At 72.4% G+C, this 22,853-nt stretch carries 19 protein-coding genes; 14 read left to right on the top strand and 5 right to left on the bottom strand.

Annotated features, from left to right (window positions below):
* Positions 1-153 precede the first annotated feature (153 nt).
* Positions 154-2,031: an NAD-binding protein gene (locus ABD269_RS27585; RefSeq protein WP_344122192.1), complete on the top strand. Its 1,878-nt coding sequence runs from the start codon at positions 154-156 to the stop codon at positions 2,029-2,031.
* A 133-nt stretch (positions 2,032-2,164) separates the two neighbouring features.
* Here the strand turns inward: ABD269_RS27585 and ABD269_RS27580 are convergent, their stop codons facing one another.
* A complete protein-coding gene (locus ABD269_RS27580) occupies positions 2,165-2,710 on the bottom strand; it encodes a GNAT family N-acetyltransferase (RefSeq protein ID WP_425572994.1) in 546 nt (181 codons plus the stop codon).
* A gap of 216 nt (positions 2,711-2,926) precedes the next feature.
* Between ABD269_RS27580 and ABD269_RS27575 the strand changes: the two genes are divergently transcribed.
* From ABD269_RS27575 to ABD269_RS27560, 4 genes are all read left to right on the top strand, one after another.
* Entirely contained in the window at positions 2,927-5,479 is a 2,553-nt protein-coding gene (locus tag ABD269_RS27575; protein ID WP_344122188.1) for a DUF4118 domain-containing protein, read from the top strand.
* Between the two features lie 87 nt (positions 5,480-5,566).
* Entirely contained in the window at positions 5,567-6,256 is a 690-nt protein-coding gene (locus ABD269_RS27570) for a response regulator (protein WP_116214311.1), read from the top strand.
* Positions 6,257-6,337: 81 nt separating this feature from the next.
* Positions 6,338-6,736 carry an OB-fold nucleic acid binding domain-containing protein gene (locus ABD269_RS27565; RefSeq protein ID WP_116214312.1) on the top strand — a complete coding sequence of 133 codons (399 nt, stop codon included), beginning with the start codon at positions 6,338-6,340 and terminating at the stop codon, positions 6,734-6,736.
* A 3-nt stretch (positions 6,737-6,739) separates the two neighbouring features.
* Positions 6,740-7,531 (top strand): DUF3159 domain-containing protein, encoded by a 792-nt coding sequence (locus tag ABD269_RS27560; RefSeq protein ID WP_301891813.1) that lies wholly within the window; start codon positions 6,740-6,742, stop codon positions 7,529-7,531.
* A 66-nt stretch (positions 7,532-7,597) separates the two neighbouring features.
* Here ABD269_RS27560 and ABD269_RS27555 read toward each other — a convergent pair whose 3' ends face one another.
* Entirely contained in the window at positions 7,598-8,269 is a 672-nt protein-coding gene (locus tag ABD269_RS27555) for a potassium channel family protein (RefSeq protein WP_301891811.1), read from the bottom strand.
* Positions 8,266-8,934 carry a potassium channel family protein gene (locus tag ABD269_RS27550; RefSeq protein WP_116214315.1) on the bottom strand — a complete coding sequence of 223 codons (669 nt, stop codon included), beginning with the start codon at positions 8,932-8,934 and terminating at the stop codon, positions 8,266-8,268. The genes ABD269_RS27555 and ABD269_RS27550 overlap by 4 nt, the downstream gene beginning before the upstream one ends.
* A gap of 433 nt (positions 8,935-9,367) precedes the next feature.
* On the opposite strand from ABD269_RS27550, the gene pabB reads away from it, so the two are divergent.
* The 9 genes from pabB to ABD269_RS27505 all read left to right on the top strand — a co-directional run bounded on the left by pabB (position 9,368) and on the right by ABD269_RS27505 (position 20,729).
* Positions 9,368-11,467, top strand: coding sequence for an aminodeoxychorismate synthase component I (gene pabB / locus ABD269_RS27545; protein WP_344122183.1), 2,100 nt, complete (start codon positions 9,368-9,370; stop codon positions 11,465-11,467).
* Between the two features lie 246 nt (positions 11,468-11,713).
* Positions 11,714-13,177: an ATP-binding protein gene (locus ABD269_RS27540; protein WP_344122181.1), complete on the top strand. Its 1,464-nt coding sequence runs from the start codon at positions 11,714-11,716 to the stop codon at positions 13,175-13,177.
* 29 nt (positions 13,178-13,206) lie between these two features.
* Positions 13,207-13,605, top strand: a complete 399-nt coding sequence (locus ABD269_RS27535; protein ID WP_425572997.1) for a roadblock/LC7 domain-containing protein — start codon at positions 13,207-13,209, stop codon at positions 13,603-13,605.
* Positions 13,602-13,964: a DUF742 domain-containing protein gene (locus ABD269_RS27530; protein ID WP_116214317.1), complete on the top strand. Its 363-nt coding sequence runs from the start codon at positions 13,602-13,604 to the stop codon at positions 13,962-13,964. The genes ABD269_RS27535 and ABD269_RS27530 overlap by 4 nt, the downstream gene beginning before the upstream one ends.
* On the top strand, positions 13,942-14,553 hold the full coding sequence (locus tag ABD269_RS27525) for a GTP-binding protein (protein WP_301891804.1): 612 nt from the start codon (positions 13,942-13,944) through the stop codon (positions 14,551-14,553). The genes ABD269_RS27530 and ABD269_RS27525 overlap by 23 nt, the downstream gene beginning before the upstream one ends.
* Complete coding sequence (locus tag ABD269_RS27520; RefSeq protein ID WP_344122176.1) at positions 14,550-16,031, top strand: cytochrome P450; 1,482 nt, start codon at positions 14,550-14,552, stop codon at positions 16,029-16,031. The genes ABD269_RS27525 and ABD269_RS27520 overlap by 4 nt, the downstream gene beginning before the upstream one ends.
* Positions 15,995-17,128, top strand: a complete 1,134-nt coding sequence (locus ABD269_RS27515) for a cytochrome P450 family protein (protein WP_344122174.1) — start codon at positions 15,995-15,997, stop codon at positions 17,126-17,128. Before ABD269_RS27520 ends, ABD269_RS27515 begins: the two co-directional genes overlap by 37 nt.
* Before the next feature lie 126 nt (positions 17,129-17,254).
* Positions 17,255-19,315, top strand: coding sequence for an APC family permease (locus ABD269_RS27510; RefSeq protein ID WP_344122172.1), 2,061 nt, complete (start codon positions 17,255-17,257; stop codon positions 19,313-19,315).
* 85 nt (positions 19,316-19,400) lie between these two features.
* The gene (locus ABD269_RS27505) at positions 19,401-20,729 is read left to right on the top strand and encodes a class I SAM-dependent RNA methyltransferase (RefSeq protein WP_344122170.1); all 1,329 of its coding nucleotides are present in this window, start codon (positions 19,401-19,403) and stop codon (positions 20,727-20,729) included.
* Positions 20,730-21,126: 397 nt separating this feature from the next.
* Here the strand turns inward: ABD269_RS27505 and ABD269_RS27500 are convergent, their stop codons facing one another.
* Positions 21,127-21,402 (bottom strand): helix-turn-helix domain-containing protein, encoded by a 276-nt coding sequence (locus tag ABD269_RS27500; RefSeq protein ID WP_344122168.1) that lies wholly within the window; start codon positions 21,400-21,402, stop codon positions 21,127-21,129.
* Positions 21,399-22,130 (bottom strand): hypothetical protein, encoded by a 732-nt coding sequence (locus tag ABD269_RS27495; RefSeq protein WP_344122166.1) that lies wholly within the window; start codon positions 22,128-22,130, stop codon positions 21,399-21,401. The genes ABD269_RS27500 and ABD269_RS27495 overlap by 4 nt, the downstream gene beginning before the upstream one ends.
* Positions 22,131-22,853 lie beyond the last annotated feature (723 nt).

The raw sequence follows: 22,853 nt of genomic DNA, 5'->3' as shown, positions 1-22,853 counted from the left end.
GGACGGCCGGGGCACGGAGCCCCGGCCGTCCGCCGTTGTCGTGGGACCGGGGAACCGCACCCAATCAGCTGAACGTTCGACCCGCGGCAGGGCACTCTGGGAAGCGTGGCCTCACTCTCCCCGCAGCCCCAAGTCATCCCGCCCGCACCGCACATGGTGGTCTGCGGCGACGACGGTCTCGTCCACCGGCTCGCCGCCGAACTCTCCGGCGTCTACGGCGAGCGCGTCACCCTCGTCGTGCCGCCCGCCCGCGACGGACGCTCCCGCCTCGCCGCCGTGCCCGGCCGCGCCGCCACCCTCCTCGGGCGCGTGACCGGCGTGGTGGGCCGCGCCGCCGGGGTCAACGGCAGCTCCGGCGCGGGGAGTCCGTCCGGCGGGCTCGTACGCGTCGTGGAGGCGCCCGAGCCCGACGACGAGGCGCTCGCCGAAGCCGGCGTGGACCGGGCCACCGCCCTCGCCCTCGTCTATGACGACGACGAGACCAACATCCACGCCGCGCTGCGCGCCCGCCGCGCCAACCCCCGGCTGCGGCTGGTCATCCGGATGTACAACCGCCGGCTCGGCCAGCACCTGGAGGAGCTCCTCGACCAGGCCGGCCGGACGGGCAACGGGGACCCGGGCGACCTCGGCGGCGCCGAGGCGACCACCACCGTCCTCTCGGACGCCGACACCGCGGCCCCCGCGCTCGTCGCGGCGGCCGTCTCCGGCCACTCCAAGGTCATCGAGGCGGGCGGGCTGCTGCTGAGAGCCGTCGAGAGACCCCCGCTCGCACCCGGCGAGCCCGCCCGCCCCGGCGACCGCACCGTCGCGCTCCTCACCCCGCCGCGCTCCGACGGCGCCGACGGCGAAGGCCCCGTCATGCTGCCGGACGCGGAGGCCGTGGCGGGGGCGGGCGGCCGCGGCCGCATCGTCCTGGAGCGGGTCCACTACTCCGTACCGCCGCACCGCACCCCCCGGCTGAGAGACCGCAGCCTGCCCCTGGGGTCGTTCTTCTCGCCCCGGCTGCGCTGGGCCCTTGCCTGGCTCGCCGCCGCCGTCTGCGGGCTGGCCGTCGCCTCCTGGCTGGTCACCGACGAGAACCCCACGCACGCCGCCTACCTCTCCCTCCTCGACCTCTTCGCCATCAACGACCCGGCGATCGGCCAGCCGCTCGGGCGGCAGGTCCTCCAGCTCCTCTCCGGCCTCGCCGGACTGCTGCTGCTCCCGCTGCTGGTGGCCGCCGCGCTGGAGGGGCTCGGGACCTTCCGCTCGGCCTCCGCGCTGCGCCGCCCGCCGCGCGGGCTCTCCGGCCACGTGGTGCTGCTCGGGCTCGGCAAGATCGGGTCCCGGGTGCTGGCCCGGCTGCGCGAACTGGACATCCCGGTCGTCTGCGTGGAGCGCGACCCCCAGGCCCGCGGGGTGGCGCTCGCCCGCTCGCTGCGGGTGCCGACCGTCATCGGCGACGTCACGGAGGAAGGCGTGCTGGAGGCCGCCAAGATCGGCGAGAGCCGCACCCTGCTCGCGCTCACCAGCAGCGACACCACCAATCTGGAGGCGGTGCTCTACGCCCGCGCGGTCAGGCCGGACGTCGGCGTGGTCATGCGGCTGTACGAGGACCGGTTCTCCAAGGCCGTCTACCGCACGCTGCGCGACTCCCACCCCCGCGCCCGGACCCGCAGCCGCAGCGTCTCCTACCTGGTCGCCCCGGCCTTCGCCGGGGCGATGATGGGCCGTCAGATCCTGGGTGCGGTACCGGTGGAGCGGCGGGTGCTCCTCATCGCCGCGGTGGAGGCCGGGAGCCACCCGGGGCTGGTGGGCCGCACGCTCGCCGAGGCGTTCCGGCCGGGCTCCTGGCGCGTCCTCGCCCTGGCCTCGGAGAGCACCGGCGACCGGCCGGAGGCGCCCGCGCGGCCGCCCCACCCGCCGGGCGAGCCGGCGCCCGGATACGTACTGCGCCCCGACGACCGCGTCGTGGTCGCCGCCACCCGCCAGGGCCTCGCCGAACTGCTGGGCGCGCGGCCGGTGCCCAGGCCGCGCACCGACGCGGGGTGAAATGACGGATTCCGCTGGGCAAATGGGGCGTTCGCGGGCTACGATCAAGATCGACTGCGGCGCCGCGGGACCGGCGCCCGCCCCCTTTGCCGCGTGTCCCTGCCTCAACTCCCCCGAGGCAGGGGCACGTACGTCACCAGACGTCCCCCGGGCGCCAGTCGCACACCAGCTCCCCGTCGAGGTCGAGCTCGGTGCCCAGCGGCAGCACATGGATGCAGCCGTCCTCCTCCGCGGTGCGCTCGATCCCCGTGGGGGCGAGCACCGAGGACGGGCCGCGCCACTGCCGCCAGCCGCGGCCCACGTACAGCGGCACGGCCTCGTCGGCGGCGCCGAGCGCCCCCAGCTCGTACGCGCCGTGCCGCAGGACGTGCTCCAGCGCGCCCATCACCGCCGAGGCGACGCCCTGGCGGCGCCGGTCCGCGCGGACCGCCACCGCCTCCACATAGCCGGTGCGCAGGGCGCGGCCGCCGTGCAGCAGGCGGCGCTGGACGAGCGAGCCGTGGCCGATCAGCTCGCCGTTCGCATACGCGAGGGCGTGCATGCCACCGACGGTGTGGTCCCAGTCGTCGTCGTTGAAGCCCCCCTCGAAGGCGTGGTCCATCAGGTCCCTCACGGCCGCGAGTTCCGCCTTGGTCAGCTGCGAGGTGTGCGCGGTGCGTACGTCGGTCATACCGGGCATGGTGTCATCCCGGCACGGCACCGGGGCGTGCCCCGGAGACCCGGGCCGTGGTTACGCGGTCACGCGTCAGGACCGCGTCAATACCTGCTGAGCAGCGGCCCCGCGCGGCAAATGTCCAGAACCATGGCCGTAAGGTCGAACATGCGCGACAGTGCTGCACCTCGGGGCGGACAACCGCTCCGAACACTGTCGCGTTTCGTGAAAGACAATGGGGCCATGGGACGCGGCAAGCTTCGGATCTACCTCGGCGCGGCACCGGGCGTCGGCAAGACGTACGCGATGCTCTCCGAGGCGCACCGCCGGGTCGAGCGCGGCACCGACGCCGCCGTCGGCTTCGTCGAACACCACGGCCGCCCGCGCACCGAGGTGCTGCTGCACGGCCTGGAGGAGGTGCCCCGCCGGGAGCTCACCTACCGGGGGACCGTCTTCAGCGAGATGGACGTCGACGCGGTGCTGGCCCGCCGCCCCGCCGTCGCCTTCGTCGACGAGCTCGCCCACACCAATGTGCCCGGCTCCCGCAACACCAAGCGCTGGCAGGACGTCGAGGAGCTCCTCCAGGCGGGCATCGACGTCGTCTCGGCCGTCAACATCCAGCACCTCGAATCGCTGGGCGACGTGGTCGAGTCCATAACGGGGGTCCGGCAGCAGGAGACCGTCCCCGACGAGGTCGTCCGCCGCGCCGACCAGATCGAGCTCGTCGACATGTCGCCGCAGGCCCTGCGCCGCCGCATGGCGCACGGCAACATCTACAAGCCCGACAAGGTCGACGCCGCACTCTCCAACTACTTCCGGCCCGGCAACCTCACCGCGCTGCGCGAGCTGGCGCTGCTGTGGACGGCCGACCGCGTCGACGAGTACCTCCGGCAGTACCGCACCGACCACAGCGTCTCCTCGATCTGGCAGGCCCGCGAGCGCATCGTCGTCGGCCTCACCGGCGGCCCCGAGGGCCGCACCCTGATCCGCCGCGCCTCGCGCATGGCCGCCAAGGGCTCCGGCAGCGAGATCCTCGCCGTCTACATCGCCCGCAGCGACGGGCTCACCTCGGCCTCGCCGAAGGAGCTGGCCGTCCAGCGCACCCTGGTCGAGGACCTCGGCGGCACCTTCCACCACGTGATCGGCGACGACGTACCCGCCTCGCTGCTGGAGTTCGCCCGCGGCGTCAACGCCACCCAGGTCGTGCTCGGCTCCAGCCGCCGCAAGACCTGGCAGTACATCTTCGGCCCCGGCGTCGGCCAGACCGTCGCCCGGGACTCCGGCCCCGACCTCGACGTCCACATCGTCACCCACGAGGAGGTCGCCAAGGGCCGCGGCCTGCCCGTCGCCCGCGGCGCCCGCCTCGGCCGGGGCCGCATCGTGGGCGGCTGGTTCGTCGGCGTCGTCGTCCCCGCCCTGCTCAGCCTGCTGCTCACGCACATCGACCCGGACCTCGGGCTCGCCAACGACATGCTGCTGTTCCTGTGCATGACGGTGGCGGCCGCACTGCTCGGCGGTCTGTTGCCGGCGCTGGCCTCGGCGGCCTTCGGCTCGCTGCTGCTGAACTACTACTTCGTCGAACCGCTGCACCGGCTGACGATCACCGACCCCAAGAACATCGTCGCCATCACGATCTTCGTGTTCGTCGCGGTCTCCGTGGCCTCCGTGGTCGACCTCGCCGCCCGCCGCACCCACCAGGCCGCCCGGCTGCGCGCCGAGTCCGAGGTGCTGTCCTTCCTCGCCGGCAGCGTCCTGCGCGGCGACACCAGCCTGGACGCCCTCCTGGAGCGGGTGCGGGAGACCTTCGCGATGGAGTCCGTCGCCCTGCTGGAGCGCACCAGCGAGGTCGACCCCTGGACCTGCGCGAGCAGCGTCGTCACCAGCAGCGGCAAGCCCCTGCTGCGCCCCGAGGACGCCGACGTGGACATGCCGGTGGGCGACAACATGGCCCTCGCCCTCTCCGGCCGGGTGCTGCCCGCCGAGGACCGCCGCGTCCTGGCCGCCTTCGCCGCCCAGGCCGCGGTCTTCCTGGACCGGCAGCGGCTCGTGGGCGAGGCCGAGCGGGCCCAGGAGCTCGCCGAGGGCAACCGCATCCGTACGGCCCTGCTGGCGGCCGTCAGCCACGACCTGCGCACGCCGCTCGCCGCGATCAAGGCCGCGGTGACCTCCCTGCGCTCCGACGACGTCTCCTGGTCCGAGGAGGACGAGGCCGAGCTGCTCGCGGGCATCGAGGACGGCGCGGACCGGCTCGACCACCTCGTCGGCAACCTCCTCGACATGTCCCGGCTCCAGACCGGCACCGTCACCCCGCTGATCCGCGAGATCGACATCGACGAGGTGGTCCCGATGGCCCTGGGCGGGGTCCCCGAGAGCAGCGTCACCCTCGACATCCCCGAGTCGCTGCCCATGGTGGCCGTCGACCCCGGGCTGCTGGAGCGCAGCGTCGCGAACATCGTCGAGAACGCCGTGAAGTACAGCCCCGACGGCACCTCCGTCCTCGTCGCCGCCAGCGCCCTGGGCGAGCGCGTGGAGGTCCGCGTCGCCGACCGGGGCCCCGGCGTCCCCGACAGCGCCAAGGACCGCATCTTCGAGCCCTTCCAGCGCTACGGTGACGCTCCGCGCGGCGCCGGCGTCGGCCTCGGCCTCGCCGTCGCCCGGGGCTTCGCCGAGGCCATGGGCGGCACGCTCACCGCCGAGGACACCCCCGGCGGCGGGATGACCATGGTCCTCACCCTGCGGGTCGCCGCGGGCCACCCGCCCGTACGCCCGGAGCTCCCGGCCCATGCCACCTCCTGACCCCCGCTGCACACAGCACACACAGCTCACCGACCAAGACCCCGGGCCCAGCGGATGGGCCCGAACGAACAGCAGAGGTGGTTCCGAATGAACCGGGTGCTCGTGGTGGATGACGAGCCGCAGATCGTCCGCGCTCTCGTGATCAACCTCAAGGCGCGGAAGTACGAGGTCGACGCCGCCCCCGACGGCGCCACGGCACTCCAGCTCGCCGCCGCCCGCCACCCCGACGTGGTCATCCTCGACCTCGGCCTGCCCGACATGGACGGCGTCGAGGTGATCAAGGGCCTGCGCGGCTGGACCCGGGTGCCGATCCTCGTCCTCTCCGCCCGGCAGACCTCCGACGAGAAGGTCGAGGCGCTCGACGCGGGCGCGGACGACTACGTCACCAAGCCCTTCGGCATGGACGAGCTGCTCGCCCGGCTGCGCGCGGCCGTCCGGCGCGCGGAGCCGACGGGGCCGTCCGCCGCGGGCGACGACGCGATCGTCGAGACCGAGGTCTTCACCGTCGACCTGGCGGCGAAGAAGGTCAACCGCGGGGGCCGGGACGTCCGGCTCACCCCGACGGAGTGGCACCTGCTGGAGGTCCTGGTACGCAATACGGGCCGTCTCGTCAGCCAGAAGCAGCTGCTCCAGGAGGTCTGGGGCCCGTCGTACGGCACCGAGACCAACTACCTCCGGGTCTACATGGCCCAGCTCCGCCGCAAACTCGAACTGGACCCGTCGCACCCGAAGCACTTCATTACCGAGCCGGGGATGGGGTACCGCTTCGAGGTGTGAGGGGGGTGGAGCACCGGGGTGGGTGGGTCACCCGTATGACGTACGGGTCCCGCCCGGATGGGCCGACGGTACGCTTGATTCATGAGTGCCGTACCCCGTTCCGAGAAGCCGACCGGCCGCTTTCGCCGGATGCTCGACCGGCTGTCCACCTCGCAGGAGGACCTGCACTCCGCGGAGCTGCAACAGGACGCGGAGGCGGTGGGCTGCACCCGCATCTGCGACTGCGACGACCGCCAGATAGTCAAGGTCACCGGCACGCTGCGGACCGTTACGCTCCGCCCCCGTGCCGGGGTGCCCGCGCTGGAGGCGGAGCTGTTCGACGGCTCGGCGGCGCTCGATGTGGTGTGGCTCGGACGCCGTTCCATCGTCGGCATCGAACCCGGCCGTAAGCTGATCGCCTCCGGTCGGATCTCCATGAGCCGTGGACGCCGGGTGCTGTTCAATCCCAAGTACGAACTCCGACCGCTCGGACAGGAGTAGCGGGTGACGTCTCTCGACAAGCCGACGGACCAGCAAGGACAGGGCGCCGGCGGCGCCGACGCGAGATCGGCCACCGAGGCGGCCCTCTTCGAGGCGTTCGGCGGAGTGCGGGGCATGGTCGAGACGACCGTGCCGGGCCTGGTCTTCGTCGCGATCTACACCGTCAAGCGGGACATCCACGTCGCGGCCATCGCGGCGCTCGGCCTGTCCGTGGTGCTGGGCATCGCGCGGCTCGTGGGCAAGGACACCCTCAAGCACGCCTTCAGCGGTGTCTTCGGGGTCGCCTTCGGCGCGGTCTTCGCGATGATGTCCGGCGACGCCAAGAACTTCTACCTGCCGGGCATGCTCTACAGCCTCGGGCTCGCCGTGGCGTACATCGTCACCTCGCTCGTGGGCTATCCGCTGCTCGGCCTGATCCTCGGCCCGGTGTTCAAGGAGAACCTCTCCTGGCGCACCCGCAACCCCGGCCGCAAGGTCGCGTACACCAAGGCCAGCTGGGCCTGGGGCCTGATCCTGCTCGCCAAGTCGGCGATCCTCTTCCCGCTCTACTGGTGGGGCGACGCGACGTCCCTGGGCTGGGTCAAGGTGGCCCTCGGCATCCCGCCGATGCTGCTGTCCGTCTACCTGACGTGGATCTTCCTGGCGAAGGCTCCGCCGCCGATCGACGTCTTCGCGGAGATGGAGGCGGCGGAGGCCGCTGCCGCTGTGGAGAAGTCCGGGGTTACCGCCGTGCTGGACGGTGCGCTGGACGAGGCGGCGGAGGAGCTCGTCCGGGATCCCTCGCGGCACCGCTGAGGTCCGCCCCGGACCCCGGTCCTCAATCGCCGGACGGGCTGGTTGTCCAGCCCGTCCGGCGATTTTCTACGCGTCGTCCTTGCGGACCGACAGGAGATCCTCCAGCTGTTCCTCGCGCGCCGGGGCCGCTACGAAGAGGAGCTCGTCGCCCGCCTCCAGCGCGTCCTCCTTGCTGGGGGTCAGCACGCGGTTGCCGCGGATGATCGTCACCAGCGAGGTGTCCTCCGGCCAGTCCACGTCGCCGACGCGCGTGCCCGCCAGGGCGGACTCCGGCGGCAGGGTCAGCTCGACGAGGTTGGCGTCGCCCTGGCTGAAGCGCATCAGGCGCACCAGGTCGCCGACGCTCACGGCCTCCTCGACCAGGGCCGACATCAGACGCGGGGTGGACACGGCGACGTCCACGCCCCAGGACTCGTTGAAGAGCCACTCGTTCTTGGGGTTGTTCACCCGGGCCACGACCCGCGGCACCCCGTACTCCGTCTTGGCGAGCAGCGAGACGACCAGGTTGACCTTGTCGTCGCCCGTCGCGGCGATCACCACGTTGCAGCGCTGGAGGGCCGCCTCGTCGAGCGAGGTGATCTCGCACGCGTCGGCCAGCAGCCACTCGGCGAGCGGCACGCGCTCCACCGAGATGGCGGTCGGCGCCTTGTCGACGAGCAGCACCTCGTGCCCGTTCTCCAGCAGCTCACCCGCGATGGAACGCCCGACGGCACCCGCACCGGCAATGGCAACCCTCATCGGTGCGCCTCCTCAGGGCCTTCGGCGCACGCGGCCTCGACCTTCTCGACCTCGTCCGTGCGCATCATCACGTGCACCAGGTCACCCTCTTGCAGGACCGTCTGCGACGACGGCAGCATCGCTTCACCCAGCCGGGTGAGGAAGGCGACGCGCACCCCGGTCTCGTCCTGGAGCCTGCTGATCTTGTGGCCCACCCAGGAGTCCGCGATGGGCACCTCCGCGAGCTGCACACCGCCGCTCGGGTCGCGCCACAGCGGCTCCGAGCCGGACGGCAGCAGCCGCCGCAGCATCTGGTCCGCCGTCCACCGCACGGTGGCCACGGTGGGGATGCCCAGCCGCTGGTAGACCTCGGCGCGGCGCGGGTCGTAGATGCGGGCCGCGACATTCTCGACGCCGAACATCTCCCGGGCCACCCGGGCCGCGATGATGTTGGAGTTGTCGCCGCTGCTGACCGCGGCGAACGCCCCGGCCTCCTCGATGCCCGCCTCGCGCAGGGTGTCCTGGTCGAAGCCGACGCCGGTCACCCGCCGCCCGCCGAAGCCGGAGCCCAGACGCCGGAAGGCAGTGGGGTCCTGGTCGATCACGGCGACCGTATGACCCTGCTGCTCAAGGGTCTGCGCGAGGGCCGAGCCCACTCGGCCGCAGCCCATGATCACAATGTGCATGACGATTACCCCGTGCTCCGGACTACCGCGCTGACCTGCACCAACAACCTGCTCACATCTTCCCTTGTCGTTCTCGTTCGGCTCACGGGCCCGTCGGAGCGCGCGCTCCGCGGTATCGACGCGATGCGCCCACAGGAGGTTGGTCCGCGTCGGCGCATGGGACCACCGTATCCGTTGTCCCCTGGGGTGCGCGCCCGAGCCCGACGCCCACGGCGCGGCCGTACACCGGCCCCGGGATCCCCGCGCCCGGGGCCCGCCCGGAGGCCTCCCGGACGATCAAGGCGGGCGGGCGCGGGCGGAGCGATGGCGTCCGGGCCGGGGTCCTGTGGCGCCCTGCGTCCTGGATCACCTTCCTGATCGCGCCGTCGATGGGCGATGATGGACGAACACCCGGTCGGTCACCGGAAGTTGACACTCTGTTATGGGGGAGCCCGTGCGTACGCTGCTCGTCGACAACCACGACTCCTTCACCTACAACCTGTTCCACTATCTCGCCGAGGTCAACGGCCAGGAGCCCGAGGTCGTCGTCAACGACGACCCCTCCTGGCGGCTGTCCCACCTCGCCGCCTTCGACAATGTGGTGCTCTCGCCGGGACCCGGCAGCCCCGACCGGCCCGCCGACTTCGGCATCTGCCGGGAGATCGTGACCGAGGGCCGCCTGCCCACGCTCGGGGTGTGCCTCGGGCACCAGGGCATGGCGCTGCTCCACGGCGGCGAGGTCCACCGGGCCCCGGAGCCGTACCACGGGCGCGTCTCGGCCGTGCTGCACGAAGGGACCGGGCTCTTCGCGGGGCTGCCCTCGCCCCTGCGGGCCGTGCGCTACCACTCGCTCACCGTCGGCAGGCTCCCGGCCGTCATGGAGGCCACCGCCTGGACCGCCGACGGCCTGGTCATGGCGCTCCGCCACCGCGAACGGCCGCTCTGGGGCGTGCAGTTCCACCCCGAGTCGGTCGGCAGCGCCCACGGCCACCGGCTCCTGCGCAACTTCCGGCGGCTGAGCGAGGAGCGCGGCCGGGGCAGACGCGCCGCCCCGCCGGCCGCCCCGCCCGCCCCCGCGGACCCGCCCGTACGCCCGCGGGGCCGCCGGCTGCGCGTCCTCGCCGCCGCCCTGCCCACCCGGTGGGACGACGAGATGGCCTTCGACCGGCTCTTCCGGCAGGATCCGTACGCCTACTGGCTCGACGCCGGCCGCCACGACGACGGCACCGGCCGCTTCTCCGTCATGGGCGACGCCTCGGGGCCGCTCGCCAGGGTCGCCACCGCCGACGTCTGGAGCAGCACCGTCACCGTGCGCTCCGCGACCTCAGCCGAGGTGGTCACCGGGGAGTTCCTTGACTGGCTCGACCAGGACCTTCGGGCCACCCGCGCCGAGGCGCCCGACGGCCCTGAGCTGCCCTTCGACTTCGCGCTCGGCTGGGTGGGCTACCTCGGCTACGGACTGAAGGCCGAGTGCGGCGGCGAGCTCGCCCACCGGCCCGAGGAGCCCGACGCCACCATGGTGTTCAGCGACCGGGCGCTCGTCCTGGACCACCACACCCGCACCACCCACCTCCTCGCGCTCGCCGAGGACGGCGGCGAGAGCGCCGCCCGCACCTGGCTGGACACCACGGCCCGGCGGCTCGCGGCGCTCTCCGGCGTGCGGCGGCCCGCACCGGCCCGGCCCGCCGGGACCACCGGCGCGCTGCGGCTGCGCCACGGCCGCGACGCCTACCTGCGGCTGATCGACGACTGCAAGGAGCAGATCGCCGCGGGGGAGACCTACGAGATCTGCCTCACCAACATGGCCGAGACCGAGGGCGCCCCGGACCCCTGGCAGAGCTACCGCTTCCTGCGCCGCGCCAGCCCGTCCCCCTTCGGCGCGCTGCTGCGCTTCGGCGAGCTGTCCGTCCTCAGCACCTCGCCCGAACGCTTCCTGCGCGTCGGCCGGGACGGCCTCGCCGAGTCCCGGCCCATCAAGGGCACCCGGCCCCGCGGCGCGACCCCCGAGGAGGACGCCGAGCTGCTCGCCGACCTGCGCGCCAGCGAGAAGGACCGCGCCGAGAACCTGATGATCGTGGACCTCGTCCGCAACGACCTCGGCCGCTGCGCGCGGACCGGCTCGGTCGAGGCCGACGACATCTTCCGCGTCGAGAGCTACGCCAAGGCCCACCAGCTGGTCAGCACCGTCCGGGCCCGGCTGCGCCCGGACCGCACGGCCGTGGACTGCGTACGGGCCTGCTTCCCGCCCGGCTCGATGACCGGGGCGCCGAAGGTCCGGACCATGCGGATCCTCGACCGGCTTGAGGGCGGGCCGCGCGGCATCTACTCCGGGGCCATCGGCTATCTCTCCCTCAACGGCGCCGCCGACCTCAGTGTCGTGATCCGGACCGCGGTGATCACCCCCGGGCGGGTGCGCTACGGCGCCGGTGGCGCGATCATCGCGCTGTCCGACGCCGGGGAGGAGTACGAGGAGACGGCCGTGAAGGCGGCCCCGCTGACCGCCCTGACCGGCGCGGAGTTCCCCGACCGGCAGTGGGACGCCGTCACCGTCTGAGCGACACCGGCGCGGGCGGGCCGCCCGCGCCGTGACGCACCCTCACCGGGCCGCCGGGAGAGCCCCCGTGCGGCTCTCGGGGGCGATTCGCCGGTGCGTATACCTGTTCGGTAAATCGTGGGCGAAGATCGGCCACACGGCCGTCCGCGTGGTTAGGATGATCGGCGTATTCCGCTTCCGGGCGGGACGTTCAGGACACCGACCCCGTACAGCCGACCGCATGCCCCCTTCGCCCGCGAGGAATTGATGTCACATCACATACCGGAGGTGGTGAGCTGGTGCCTGGTCGCCGCGCTGGTCGCCGTGGCGGTGCTGCTGGTGCGCCAGCGGGGGATCACCGCCGCCGTGCGCAGGCGCGTCGCGGCACTGGAGGACGGCCTCCAGACGCGTGACACCGAAGTGCGGCACCTGGTCACCGTCCGGCTCCCCGCCGTCACGGCGTCCATGCACCAGCCCGTGCCCCTGCCCGGACTGCTCGACGAGCGGCTCGGCGGCACCGTGTTCGCCCAGGGCCTCCAGTCCGTGATGGACCTCTTCACCCAGGCCGTGGACAAGGCGCAGGCCCGCGCCGACCAGTCCGCGAAGGCCGCGCTCAAGGCGTCCATGCGCGCCCTCCAGGGCCTCGCGCACGAACAGCAGCTGGCCATCTCCGACATGCAGGAGCGGCACGACAACCCCGACGTGCTGCGCGACCTGTTGCAGATCGACCACGCCAACTCCCAGTTCGGCCGCCGCGCCCAGGCCATCGCCGTGCTCTGCGGGTCCTGGCCCGGCAGGCAGCGCGCCGCCTCCCCGCTCACCGACGTCGTCCGCGGCGCCACCTCCCGCATCCGCGACTACCGGCGCGTCAAGGTGCACAACCACGCCGACCTCGCCGTCGTCAGCCGGGCCGTGGAGCCCGTCGTCCTCGCCGTCGCCGAACTCCTCGACAACGCCGCCCGCCACTCCCAGCCCAACACCTCCGTCGAGGTCGGCCTCCAGCCCGTGCACAACGGCGCCTGCGTGGTCATCGACGACGCGGGCGTCGGCATGAACGCCCAGGAGGTCCAGCGCGCCGCGGCCCTCCTCTCCGGCCAGCGCACCGTGGACGTCTCCCGGCTCGGCGACCCCCCGCAGTTCGGCTTCCCCGTCATCGGCGTGCTCGCCGCCCGCTACGGCTTCAGCGTCTCCGTCGACACCCGCTCGCCCTACGGAGGCGTACGGGCCGTCCTCTTCCTGCCGAGCGCCCTGCTCAGCCAGATCGACCTCGACGGACCCGACACCACGCCCCTGGCGCCCCCCGCCGCCCGGGCCGGGGCCCCGGCCCGCACGCCCACCGGCGCCGCACGCCCGCCGCAGCACCGGGCGCCCGCGCGGGAACACCCCGAGCCGATTCCCGACGTCTTCCCGCCCGCCGCGCCCCCGGCCGGCCCCCCGGCGGACGCCGGAGCCATCACCGGCTCCACGGCCGGCGGCCTGCCCAAGCGCCGCCGCAGGCAGCCCGCCGCGCCGCTGCCCGCCGAGCGGCCCGCCGCCCCGTCCGCCACCGTGCCCGACGGGCCGCCCGCGCCCGGCCCCGCCGCCGCGCCGCCCGAGCGGACCGCGGAGGAGACCGCCCGCCGCATGGGCGCCTTCGCCCGCGGCACCCGCTCCGGCCGCGCCGCCGGCACAGGCCCCGCCGGTCACCCCGACCCGGCACCCGTAGACGACGAAGGGAACCCGTACGCGTGAACGACCACCTCACCAACGAGCTCGGCTGGATGCTCGACGAGGTCGTGAAGATGCCGGAGGCCCGGCACGCGATCCTCCTCTCCTCCGACGGCATGCTCCGCGCCCGCTCCGCGGGCATCGACCGCGACGAGGCCGAGCGGCAGGCCGCGGCGCTCTCCGGGCTCCAGTCGATCAGCCGCTCCACCGCGGAGTTCTGCACCCACCAGAACCAGCAGGACACCCCCTGGCGGCAGACGCTCGTGGAATTCGCCCACGGCTACGTCTTCCTGATAGCCGCCGGCCCCGGCGCCTACCTCGCCGTCTCCGCCACCGCGGACGTCGACATGGAAGCCGTCACCTACCGCATGCAGAAGCTGGTCGACCGGCTGGGGAAGGAGCTCACCAGCCCGCCCCGGCAGGCCACATGGCACGGCACGGGCACCCCATGACACCCCCGGCGCCGAGGCGCGGACAGGGATTAGTACGGCCGTACGTCGTCACCGACGGCCGCGCCCACCCCACCCGCAACACCTTCGACCTGGTCACCCTGGTCATCGCCCAGTACGACCGGCCGCTCGGCGGGCTCAGCCCCGAAAAGCGCCGGCTCATGGAGCTCTGCCTCGGCGGCGCGCTGTCGGTCGCCGAGATCGCCGGGCACCTGGCGCTGCCCGTCAGCGTCACCAAGGTGCTGCTCGGCGACCTCGTGGACAGCGGTCACCTCATCACCCGGGCCCCCATCCCCTCGGCACAACTCCCCGAGGCCCAGATCCTTCAGGAGGTACTGGATGGACTCCGCGCTCGCCTCTGAGGGAGCGGTCTATCTGCGGCAGAGCGTGCGGACCGCCGCGAAACTCCTCGTCGTGGGCCACTTCGCGGTCGGCAAGACCACCTTCGTCGGCTCCCTTTCGGAGATCCGGCCGCTGCGCACCGAAGAGACCATGACCCAGGCCGGCGCCCTCGTCGACGACCTCGCCGGCATCGAGGGCAAGACCACCACCACGGTCGCCATGGACTTCGGCCGCGTCACCCTCAGCGACAGCCTCGTCCTCTATCTCTTCGGCGCCCCCGGCCAGCAGCGCTTCACCCGGCTCTGGCAGGACATGACCCACGGCGCGCTCGGCGCCCTCGTCCTCGCCGACACCCGGCGCCTGGAGCAGTCCTTCGAGGTCATGGGACTGCTGGAGGAACACGGCCTGCCGTACGCCGTCGCCATCAACCACTTCGACGGCGCGCCCGCCCACCCCGAGGAGGAGATCCGCGAGGCCCTCGACCTGCTCCCCGAGACCCCGCTGATCACCTGCGACGCCCGGGACCGGATCTCCTCCACCCGCGCCCTGATCTCCCTCGTGGAATACCTCCGCAGCCGACAGCCCCGCACCGCCCAGGAGCCCGTGTGACCCACCGCCCCGACGCGGGCACCGCGCCACCGCCCGGCCCCCCGCCGGGCTGCCCCGCCCACCAGGCGCCCACCCCCCTGCACGGGCCGGACTTCGCCGCCGACCCGCACGCCGTCTACCGGCGGCTGCGCGCCCAGGGCCCCGCCTCCCCCGTCGAGCTGGCGCCCGGCGCCCACGCCACCCTCGTCACCGACTACCGGGCGGCGCTCGACGTCCTGCGCAGCCCCGACAGCTTCGGCAAGGACGCCCGCCGCTGGCGCGCCCTCGCCGACGGGCGCGTCGCCCCCGACAACCCCGTCGTCCCGATGATGGCCTACCGGCCCAACTGCCTCTTCTCCGACGGCGACGCCCACCGCCGCCTGCGGGCCGCCGTCACCGACAGCCTCTCCCGGATCGACCCCAACGCCCTGCGCGGCTACGTCGAGCGCAGCGCCGACACCCTCATCGACCGGTTCGCGACCCTCGGCGAGGCCGATCTCCTCGGCTCCTACGCCAAGATGCTGCCCCTCCTCGTCTTCCAGCAGCTCTTCGGCTGCCCGCCCGAGATCGGCGACCGGCTCGTCGAGGGCTTCTCCGGGATCTTCGACGGCGTCGACCACGAGCGCGCCGACGCCCTCATCACCCAGAGCCTCGTCGAACTCGTCGGCCTCAAGCACGTCAAGCCCGGCGCGGACATGACGTCCTGGCTGATGGCCCACCCCGCCCGGCTCACCGACGAGGAGATGCTCCACCAACTCGTCGTCCTCATCGGCGCCGGCACCGAGCCCCAGCAGAACCTCATCGCCAACGCCCTGCGGCTGCTGCTCTCCGACGACCGCTTCGCGGGCGACCTCGCCGGCGGCAGCATGCCCGTCGAGGACGCCCTCGACGAGGTCCTCTGGCTCGACCCGCCGATGGCCAACTACGGCGTCCACTACCCCCTGCACGACCTCGACCTCGGCGGCGTGCCGCTGCGCGCGGGGGAGCCCGTCGTGGTGAGCTTCGCCGCCGCCAACACCGACCCGGCCCTGCTGTCCGACCAGCGCGCCGGCAACCGCGCCCACCTCGCCTGGAGCGCGGGCCCGCACACCTGCCCCGCCAAGGACGCCGCCCGGCTGATCGCCGCCGTGGCCGTCGAGAAGCTCCTCGACCGCCTCCCCGACCTCGAACTGGCCGTCCCCGTCGACCGCCTGGTCTGGCGGCCCGGCCCCTTCCACCGCGCCCTGACCGCCCTGCCCGTGCGCTTCCCGCCCGTGCACCCCACCCGGCCCGCGCCCGCACCGGCGGGCCCCCACGCACAGCCGCACCATCAGCACCCTCACCAGCATCAGCCCCACCAGCCGGCCGACACCCCTGGAGACAGTCGATGGACCGCCAGCTCGCCCCCCTCCGGATCGATCCCACAGGCCGCGACATCCACGGCGAGGCCGCCCGCATCCGCGAGCGGGGAGCCGCGACGCCCGTGGAGCTTCCTGGCGGAGTGGTGGCGTGGGCAATAACCACCCAGCCCCTCCTCAAGCAGCTCCTCACCGACCCCCGCGTCTCCAAGGACCCGCGGCAGCACTGGCCGGCCTGGATCAACGGTGAGATCTCGCCGGAGTGGCCCCTGTTCACCTGGGTCGCCGTGCAGAACATGTTCACCGCCTACGGCGGCAACCACAAACGGCTGCGCACCCTCGTCTCCAAGGCCTTCACCGCCCGCCGCACCGCCGCCCTGCGCCCCCGCATCGAGCAGCTGACCGCGGACCTCCTCGACGGCCTCGCCGCCCGCCCCCACGGCACCCCCGTCGACCTCCGCGAGGACTACGCCTACCCCATCCCCATCCAGGTGATCTGCGAGCTCTTCGGCGTCACCGACGAGGACACCCGCGAGGGGCTGCGGACCTGCATCGACAGCATCTTCCACACCTCCGCCGACCCCGACGAGGTCACCGCCACCTATACCCGTATCTACGAGGTCCTCGGCGGACTGGTCGCCGCCAAGCGCGCCACCCCCGGCGACGACATGACCAGCATCTTGATCTCCGCCCGCGAGGAGGACGGCTCCCGGCTCAGCGAACAGGAGCTCGTCGACACCCTGTTGCTCATCATCAGCGCCGGGCACGAGACCACCGTCAACCTCCTCGACAACGCCATTCACGCCCTCCTCACCCACCCCGATCAGCTCGCCCTCGTGCGGGACGGCCGGGCCGACTGGGACGACGTGATCGAGGAGACCCTCCGCTTCCAGTCCCCCGTCGCCAACCTGCCGCTGCGCTACGCCACCGAGGACATCGAGCTCGACGGCCTCACCCTCCGCAAGGGCGACGCCATCGTCGCCGCCTACGCCGCCGCCGGCCGCGACCCCCTCCTCCACGGCCCCGGCGCCGACCGCTTCGACCTCACCCGCGTCACCAAGGAGCACCTCGCCTTCGGCCACGGCGTCCACTACTGCCTCGGCGCACCCCTCGCGAAGCTCGAAGCGGCCGTCGCCCTGCCCGCCCTCTTCGAACGCTTCCCCCGCCTGCGGCTCGCGGCCGACCCCGGCGAGCTGCGGCCCGTCGAGTCGTTCATCTCCAACGGACACCGCACCCTGCCCGTCCTCCTGGAGGGCTGACCAGGCACTTATCAGGACCAACCGTGATCGACAAGCCTCCGGGGCGGGAATGCGGCGTGCGCCACATTCCCGCTCCGGAGGGTGGCGGGTACACACGATCAATACGGAACCCTTACGATCCTCTGCGTGTCCAAATTGACCGACCTGCCGAAACGGATCCTCATCGGCCGGGCGCTGCACAGCAACAAGCTGGGCGAGACCCTTCTCCCCAAACGCATCGCGCTCCCCGTCTTCGCTTCCGACCCGCTCTCCTCCGTGGCGTACGCGCCGGGCGAAGTGCTGCTCGTCCTGTCCGTGGCAGGTGTGTCCGCCTACCACTTCAGCCCCTGGATCGCCCTCGCGGTCGTGGTGCTGATGTTCACGGTGGTCGCCTCGTACCGCCAGAACGTGCACGCCTACCCCAGCGGTGGCGGTGACTACGAGGTCGCCAACGTCAACCTCGGCCCCAAGGCGGGCCTCACCGTCGCCAGCGCCCTGCTCGTCGACTACGTCCTGACCGTCGCGGTCTCCATCGCCTCCGGCATCGAGAACCTCGGCTCCGCCATCCCCTTCGTCGTCGAACACAAGACGGCCTGCGCCATCGGCGTGATCGTCCTGCTCACGCTGATGAACCTGCGCGGCGTGCGGGAGTCGGGCAAGCTCTTCGCCATCCCGACCTACGTCTTCGTCGGCGGCGTCTTCATCATGATCGCCTGGGGTGCCTGGCGCGGCCTGGTCGCGGGCGACACCATGAAGGCCCCCACCGCCGACTACACCATCAGCGCCGAGCACCAGGGCCTGGCCGGCTTCGCCCTCGTCTTCCTGCTGCTGCGCGCCTTCTCCTCCGGCTGCGCCGCCCTCACCGGCGTCGAGGCCATCAGCAACGGCGTCCCCGCGTTCCGCAAGCCCAAGAGCAAGAACGCGGCCTCCACGCTCGCCCTCATGGGCGGCCTCGCGGTCACCATGTTCTGCGGCATCATCGCGCTGGCCATGGCCACCAAGGTCCGGATGGCCGAGCACCCCGCCACCGAGCTGCTGAACAACGGCAAGCCCGTCGGCTCCGGCTACACCCAGAACCCGGTGATCTCCCAGGTCGCCGAGGCGGTCTTCGGCAACGGCTCGTTCCTCTTCATCGTGCTCGCCGCCGCCACCGCCCTCGTCCTCTTCCTGGCCGCCAACACCGCGTACAACGGCTTCCCGCTGCTCGGCTCGATCCTCGCCCAGGACCGCTACCTGCCGCGCCAGCTGCACACCCGCGGCGACCGGCTCGCCTTCTCCAACGGCATCGTGCTGCTCGCCGGCGCCGCCGCCGTCCTCACCTACATCTACGGTGCGGACTCCACCAAGCTGATCCAGCTGTACATCGTCGGCGTCTTCGTGTCCTTCACGCTCAGCCAGACCGGCATGGTGCGGCACTGGAACCGCCACCTGCGCACCGAGACCGACCCGGCCAAGCGCCGCCACATGATGCGCTCCCGGGCCATCAATGCCTTCGGCGCCTTCCTCACCGGCCTGGTCCTCGTCGTCGTCCTGCTGACGAAGTTCACCCACGGCGCCTGGGTCGCCCTGCTCGGCATGGTGATCTTCTACGCCACCATGACGGCCATCCGGAAGCACTACGACCGGGTCGCCGAGGAGATCGCCATCGACGAGGAGCCGGGCGACGAGGCCGTACGGCCCTCCCGCGTGCACTCCATCGTCCTGGTCTCCAAGGTCCACAAGCCGACCCTGCGCGCCCTCGCCTACGCCAAGCTGATGCGCTCCGACACCCTCGAAGCGCTCAGCATCAGCGTCGACCCGGCCGAGACCAAGGCACTGCGCGACGAGTGGCACCGCCGCTCCATCGACGTCCCGCTGAAGGTCCTCGACTCGCCCTACCGGGAGATCACCCGGCCGATCATCGACTACGTCAAGAGCCTGAGGAAGGAGAGCCCGCGCGACGCGGTCAGCGTCTACATCCCGGAGTACGTGGTCGGCCACTGGTACGAGCACCTGCTGCACAACCAGAGCGCCCTGCGCCTCAAGGGCCGGCTGCTCTTCACCCCCGGGGTGATGGTCACCTCCGTGCCCTGGCAGCTCGACTCCTCCGAAGCGGCCAAGAAGCGGGCCCGCAAGCACGCCGAGTGGAACGCCCCGGGCTCCGTCCGGCGCGGCCCCGTCGCGGCGCCCAAGAAGGACAAGAAGGAAAAGGCCGCCACCAAGAAGTAGGCGGCAGGAGCAGGGTGCTGCGGGACGTAGACTGAACGGCTGTTGTCCCGCAGCACCCTCTCACCATCTCTGGAGTCGACCCGCCATGCAGCACGAGACCGAAGCATCGCTGGTCGGCCACGAGTACGAGGTGGAGGTCGGCCCGGTCGCCCACGGCGGTCACTGCGTCGCCCGCACCGAGGCGGGCCGGGTGCTCTTCGTCCGCCACGCGCTGCCCGGCGAGCGCGTCGTCGCCCGGATCACCGAGGGCGAGTCCACCTCCCGCTTCCTGCGCGCCGACGCCGTCGAGATCCTCCAGGCGTCCAAGGACCGCGTCGAGGCGCCCTGCCCCTTCTCCGGCCCCGGCAAGTGCGGCGGCTGCGACTGGCAGCACGCCAAGCCCGGCGCCCAGCGCCGCTTCAAGGGCGAGGTCATCGCCGAGCAGCTCAAGCGCCTCGCGGGCCTCACCCCCGAGGAGGCCGGCTGGGACGGCACGGTCATGCCGGCCGAGGGCGACAAGCTCCCGGCGGGCGAGGTCCCGGCCTGGCGCACCCGCGTCCAGTACGCGATCGACGCCGAGGGCCACGCCGGACTGCGCAAGCACCGCTCGCACGACGTCCAGGTCATCGACCACTGCATGATCGCCGCCCCCGGCGTCACCGAGCTCGGCATCGAGAAGCGCGAGTGGCCGCAGATCGCCACCGTCGAGGCCATCGCCGCCTCCGGCTCCGCCGACCGCCAGGTCATCCTCACCCCCAAGCCCGGCGGCCGCCTTCCCATCGTCGAGCTCGACAAGCCCGTCTCGGTGCTGCGCATCGGCGAGAAGGACAAGGCCGTCCACCGCGTCCACGGCCGCCCCTTCGTCCGCGAGCGCGCCGACGAGCGCACCTACCGCGTCGGCGAGGGCGGCTTCTGGCAGGTCCACCCCCAGGCCGCCGACATGCTGATCAAGGCCGTCATGCAGGGCCTGATGCCCCGCAAGAACGACATGGCCCTCGACCTCTACTGCGGCGTCGGCCTCTTCGCCGGAGCCCTCGGCGAGCGCATCACGGACAAGGGCGCGGTCCTCGGCATCGAGTCGAGCAAGCGCGCGGTGGAGGACGCCCGCCACAACCTCCAGGACCTCGACCGCGTCCGCATCGAGCAGGGCAAGGTCGAACAGGTCCTCCCGCGCACGGGCATCGACCACGCCGACATCATCGTCCTCGACCCGCCCCGCGCAGGCGCCGGCAAGCAGACGGTCCAGCATCTGGCTTCGCTGGGCGCGCGGCGGATCGCCTACGTGGCGTGTGACCCGGCAGCCCTGGCCCGTGACCTGGCGTACTTCGCGGAGGAGGGCTACAAGCCGGTGACGCTGCGGGCGTTCGATCTGTTTCCGATGACGCATCATGTGGAATGCGTGGCGATTTTGAAGCCGGTGGGGAAGGGCGACTGACCTGCAGGTTTCCTCGGCTGCTCAGGTGTGGCCTGGTGGGATCGACCTGTTTCCCGAAGTGCATGACGTGGACCCTGTGGACTCCTCGTTCTCGACTCGCTGCGCGTCTCCGGGACTGGGGCTACGACCGCCTTGCCTTCGATCCCCGGTGGGCATACGTAGGTCTTCCGCCGCGTATAGAACCCGAATCCTGTGTCACAGCCGGCGCTGAGGTCTCACCTCAGGTCGACCAGGCCGCTCTGCCATGGTGCACGATCATCCGGGCGCGGCGACTCAGCGGGCCACCGCCGGGTGACGGGCCGGGTGGGGCGTGGAGAAGCAGGGCCGTGCGGCCCCGTGGCTGATGCCACGGGGCCGCACGGTGGTGGTGGACGCGAGGCCCGGCTCTTCTTCCTGGTCAGAAGCCGGCTCCCGGACCGCCCGTGTCCAGTTCCAGATCCACGCTGTACAGCGGACGGTCCTCGATCCCCAGGGCACGCATCAGCTCGTTGGTCGGAATCCTGTACCTGCCTCCGACGCGGAGGACGGGGCAGGGGAACTCGTCCTTGCGGATCAGCCGGTACGCGGTCGTCGAGCCGATCCCGAGCGCTCGGGCAGCCGTCCGCAGGTCCACTGCGACGGGCAGGTCGAACATCTCGGTGAAACTGAGTCGGCCCTCTGCTGGATCCTTCATGCTCGTCCCCCCACAGGGCGGACCGGCCGGGTGCCCACGCGGCGCCCGGACCGTCGGTTCTTCAGGGGGCCGTGGCACGTCGAACGGTCCCTCGTCCCGTCGTCGGTGTCGGCGAGGACGCCCTTGCGCAGATGCTCCGGGCGCACCCGGAAGCGCAGCGGGGCGCGCAGCCCGCCCGGGCCGTCCGGACGGTCGACCCGCACGTCGAGGCCTTCCTCGGCCGGAGTGTCCGCCTCCCCGTCGGACGCGGTGAACGCGCGGGCCTGGGCGATGCGCTCGACCTGGGTGGAGGGGAGATCCCGCAGGCCGTCGCGGGCGAAGCGCCACGCCCTGGTGCGCGCCGCGTGGATCAGGGAGGAGTCGGAGAGGCGGCTCGCGGCGTCCGGGGCCGCCAGCTCCTCCAGGAGAGCCAGGACCATCTCGGCCTCCACGTCCGACCGATCGGCACGCAGGCGCGTGCAGACACGGTGGACCGTCCCGGTCAACCGGGGCAGGGCCAGCCAGATCACCGGGAGCTTCCCGGTGCCGTGTGGAGCGAGGTCGCTCAGCGCGGTGCTGAGCACCTCCTTCCAGACCGTGGCGGCGAACTGCGGGTCGGAGCCCTGCCCGTACAAGGCCTCGTGCGTCTCGGCAGCGGTCAGCCGGACCGGCTCCACCCCCTCGGTGTCCGTAGGAACGGTCATGAGGACCGCGTCGCCGACCCGGGGGTCGTCGAAGTGCCGCCTCACTGAGGCGAACATACTGCTGGGTGATGGATACATCAGGAAATGTCCTTTCTTTGAGCTGAAGGTGCCGAAGGCGCCGCAGATGTCGAGGTGCTGGACGGGCTGAAGCGCTGCGGGGTGGTGACATCACCCCAGATGCGGATGGAGCGGGAAGCGGCCCCAGGCACCTCACTTCGATGCGTACGTATGCGGTGTTGGTCTTGTCGGCCGGGAACCGCCGCCTTCGACCACGAGCGTGTGACAGTTGCGGAAAGGCCGCGAGCTCGCCGGTCGGAGTAGTTCAAAGGGGTGGGGCCGAGGTGGGTGGGTGCCCGCCCGGGACGGGCACCCACGAGCTGTGGAGCTCAGGCGGTCTCGGAGGGCGAGGCATCCGGCGCTTCGGCGCGCGGGATCGCCGGTGTGGTGCCCTTGGTCCGGCCGGCCGCTCGCCGGCGGCTCGGCGGCCAGTCGGGGGACTGGCGCAGACGGTTCGCCCGACGATTTCGCTGACGGTTGTTCATAGGGCCTGCGGTTCCTTCCTGATGGGTCGATGGATGGCTACGCCGCCGTCTTGCACTTCTGCGAGCGGCTGGTGCCATCGTGCCCGGGGACGGGAGGAGGCCGCGGAGCGGAAACTGAGGGAAAACTGAGGCCTGGGGGCGTGAAGGAGCAAGCGCGTGTGAAGCGGAACACCGCAGCGCACAGATGAAGGGGGCGCCGTCGAGGGGCCCGGACGGCTGCTTCCGG

Origin of the sequence: Streptomyces blastmyceticus (assembly GCF_039521185.1) — a bacterium.
Classification (GTDB): Bacteria; Actinomycetota; Actinomycetes; order Streptomycetales; family Streptomycetaceae; genus Streptomyces; species Streptomyces blastmyceticus.
This window is presented reverse-complemented; position numbering and strand designations above follow the sequence as displayed.

Bases quoted from the DNA above. Each gene is read 5' to 3' on its own strand.
- ABD269_RS27585 (WP_344122192.1), top strand. From the start codon at position 154: ATGGTGGTCTGCGGCGACGACGGTCTCGTCCACCGGCTCGCCGCCGAA.
- ABD269_RS27580 (WP_425572994.1), bottom strand. From the start codon at position 2,710: ATGCCCGGTATGACCGACGTACGCACCGCGCACACCTCGCAGCTGACC.
- ABD269_RS27575 (WP_344122188.1), top strand. From the start codon at position 2,927: ATGGGACGCGGCAAGCTTCGGATCTACCTCGGCGCGGCACCGGGCGTC.
- ABD269_RS27570 (WP_116214311.1), top strand. From the start codon at position 5,567: ATGAACCGGGTGCTCGTGGTGGATGACGAGCCGCAGATCGTCCGCGCT.
- ABD269_RS27565 (WP_116214312.1), top strand. From the start codon at position 6,338: ATGAGTGCCGTACCCCGTTCCGAGAAGCCGACCGGCCGCTTTCGCCGG.
- ABD269_RS27555 (WP_301891811.1), bottom strand. From the start codon at position 8,269: ATGAGGGTTGCCATTGCCGGTGCGGGTGCCGTCGGGCGTTCCATCGCG.
- ABD269_RS27550 (WP_116214315.1), bottom strand. From the start codon at position 8,934: ATGCACATTGTGATCATGGGCTGCGGCCGAGTGGGCTCGGCCCTCGCG.
- ABD269_RS27540 (WP_344122181.1), top strand. From the start codon at position 11,714: ATGTCACATCACATACCGGAGGTGGTGAGCTGGTGCCTGGTCGCCGCG.
- ABD269_RS27535 (WP_425572997.1), top strand. From the start codon at position 13,207: ATGCTCGACGAGGTCGTGAAGATGCCGGAGGCCCGGCACGCGATCCTC.
- ABD269_RS27530 (WP_116214317.1), top strand. From the start codon at position 13,602: ATGACACCCCCGGCGCCGAGGCGCGGACAGGGATTAGTACGGCCGTAC.
- ABD269_RS27525 (WP_301891804.1), top strand. From the start codon at position 13,942: ATGGACTCCGCGCTCGCCTCTGAGGGAGCGGTCTATCTGCGGCAGAGC.
- ABD269_RS27505 (WP_344122170.1), top strand. From the start codon at position 19,401: ATGCAGCACGAGACCGAAGCATCGCTGGTCGGCCACGAGTACGAGGTG.
- ABD269_RS27500 (WP_344122168.1), bottom strand. From the start codon at position 21,402: ATGAAGGATCCAGCAGAGGGCCGACTCAGTTTCACCGAGATGTTCGAC.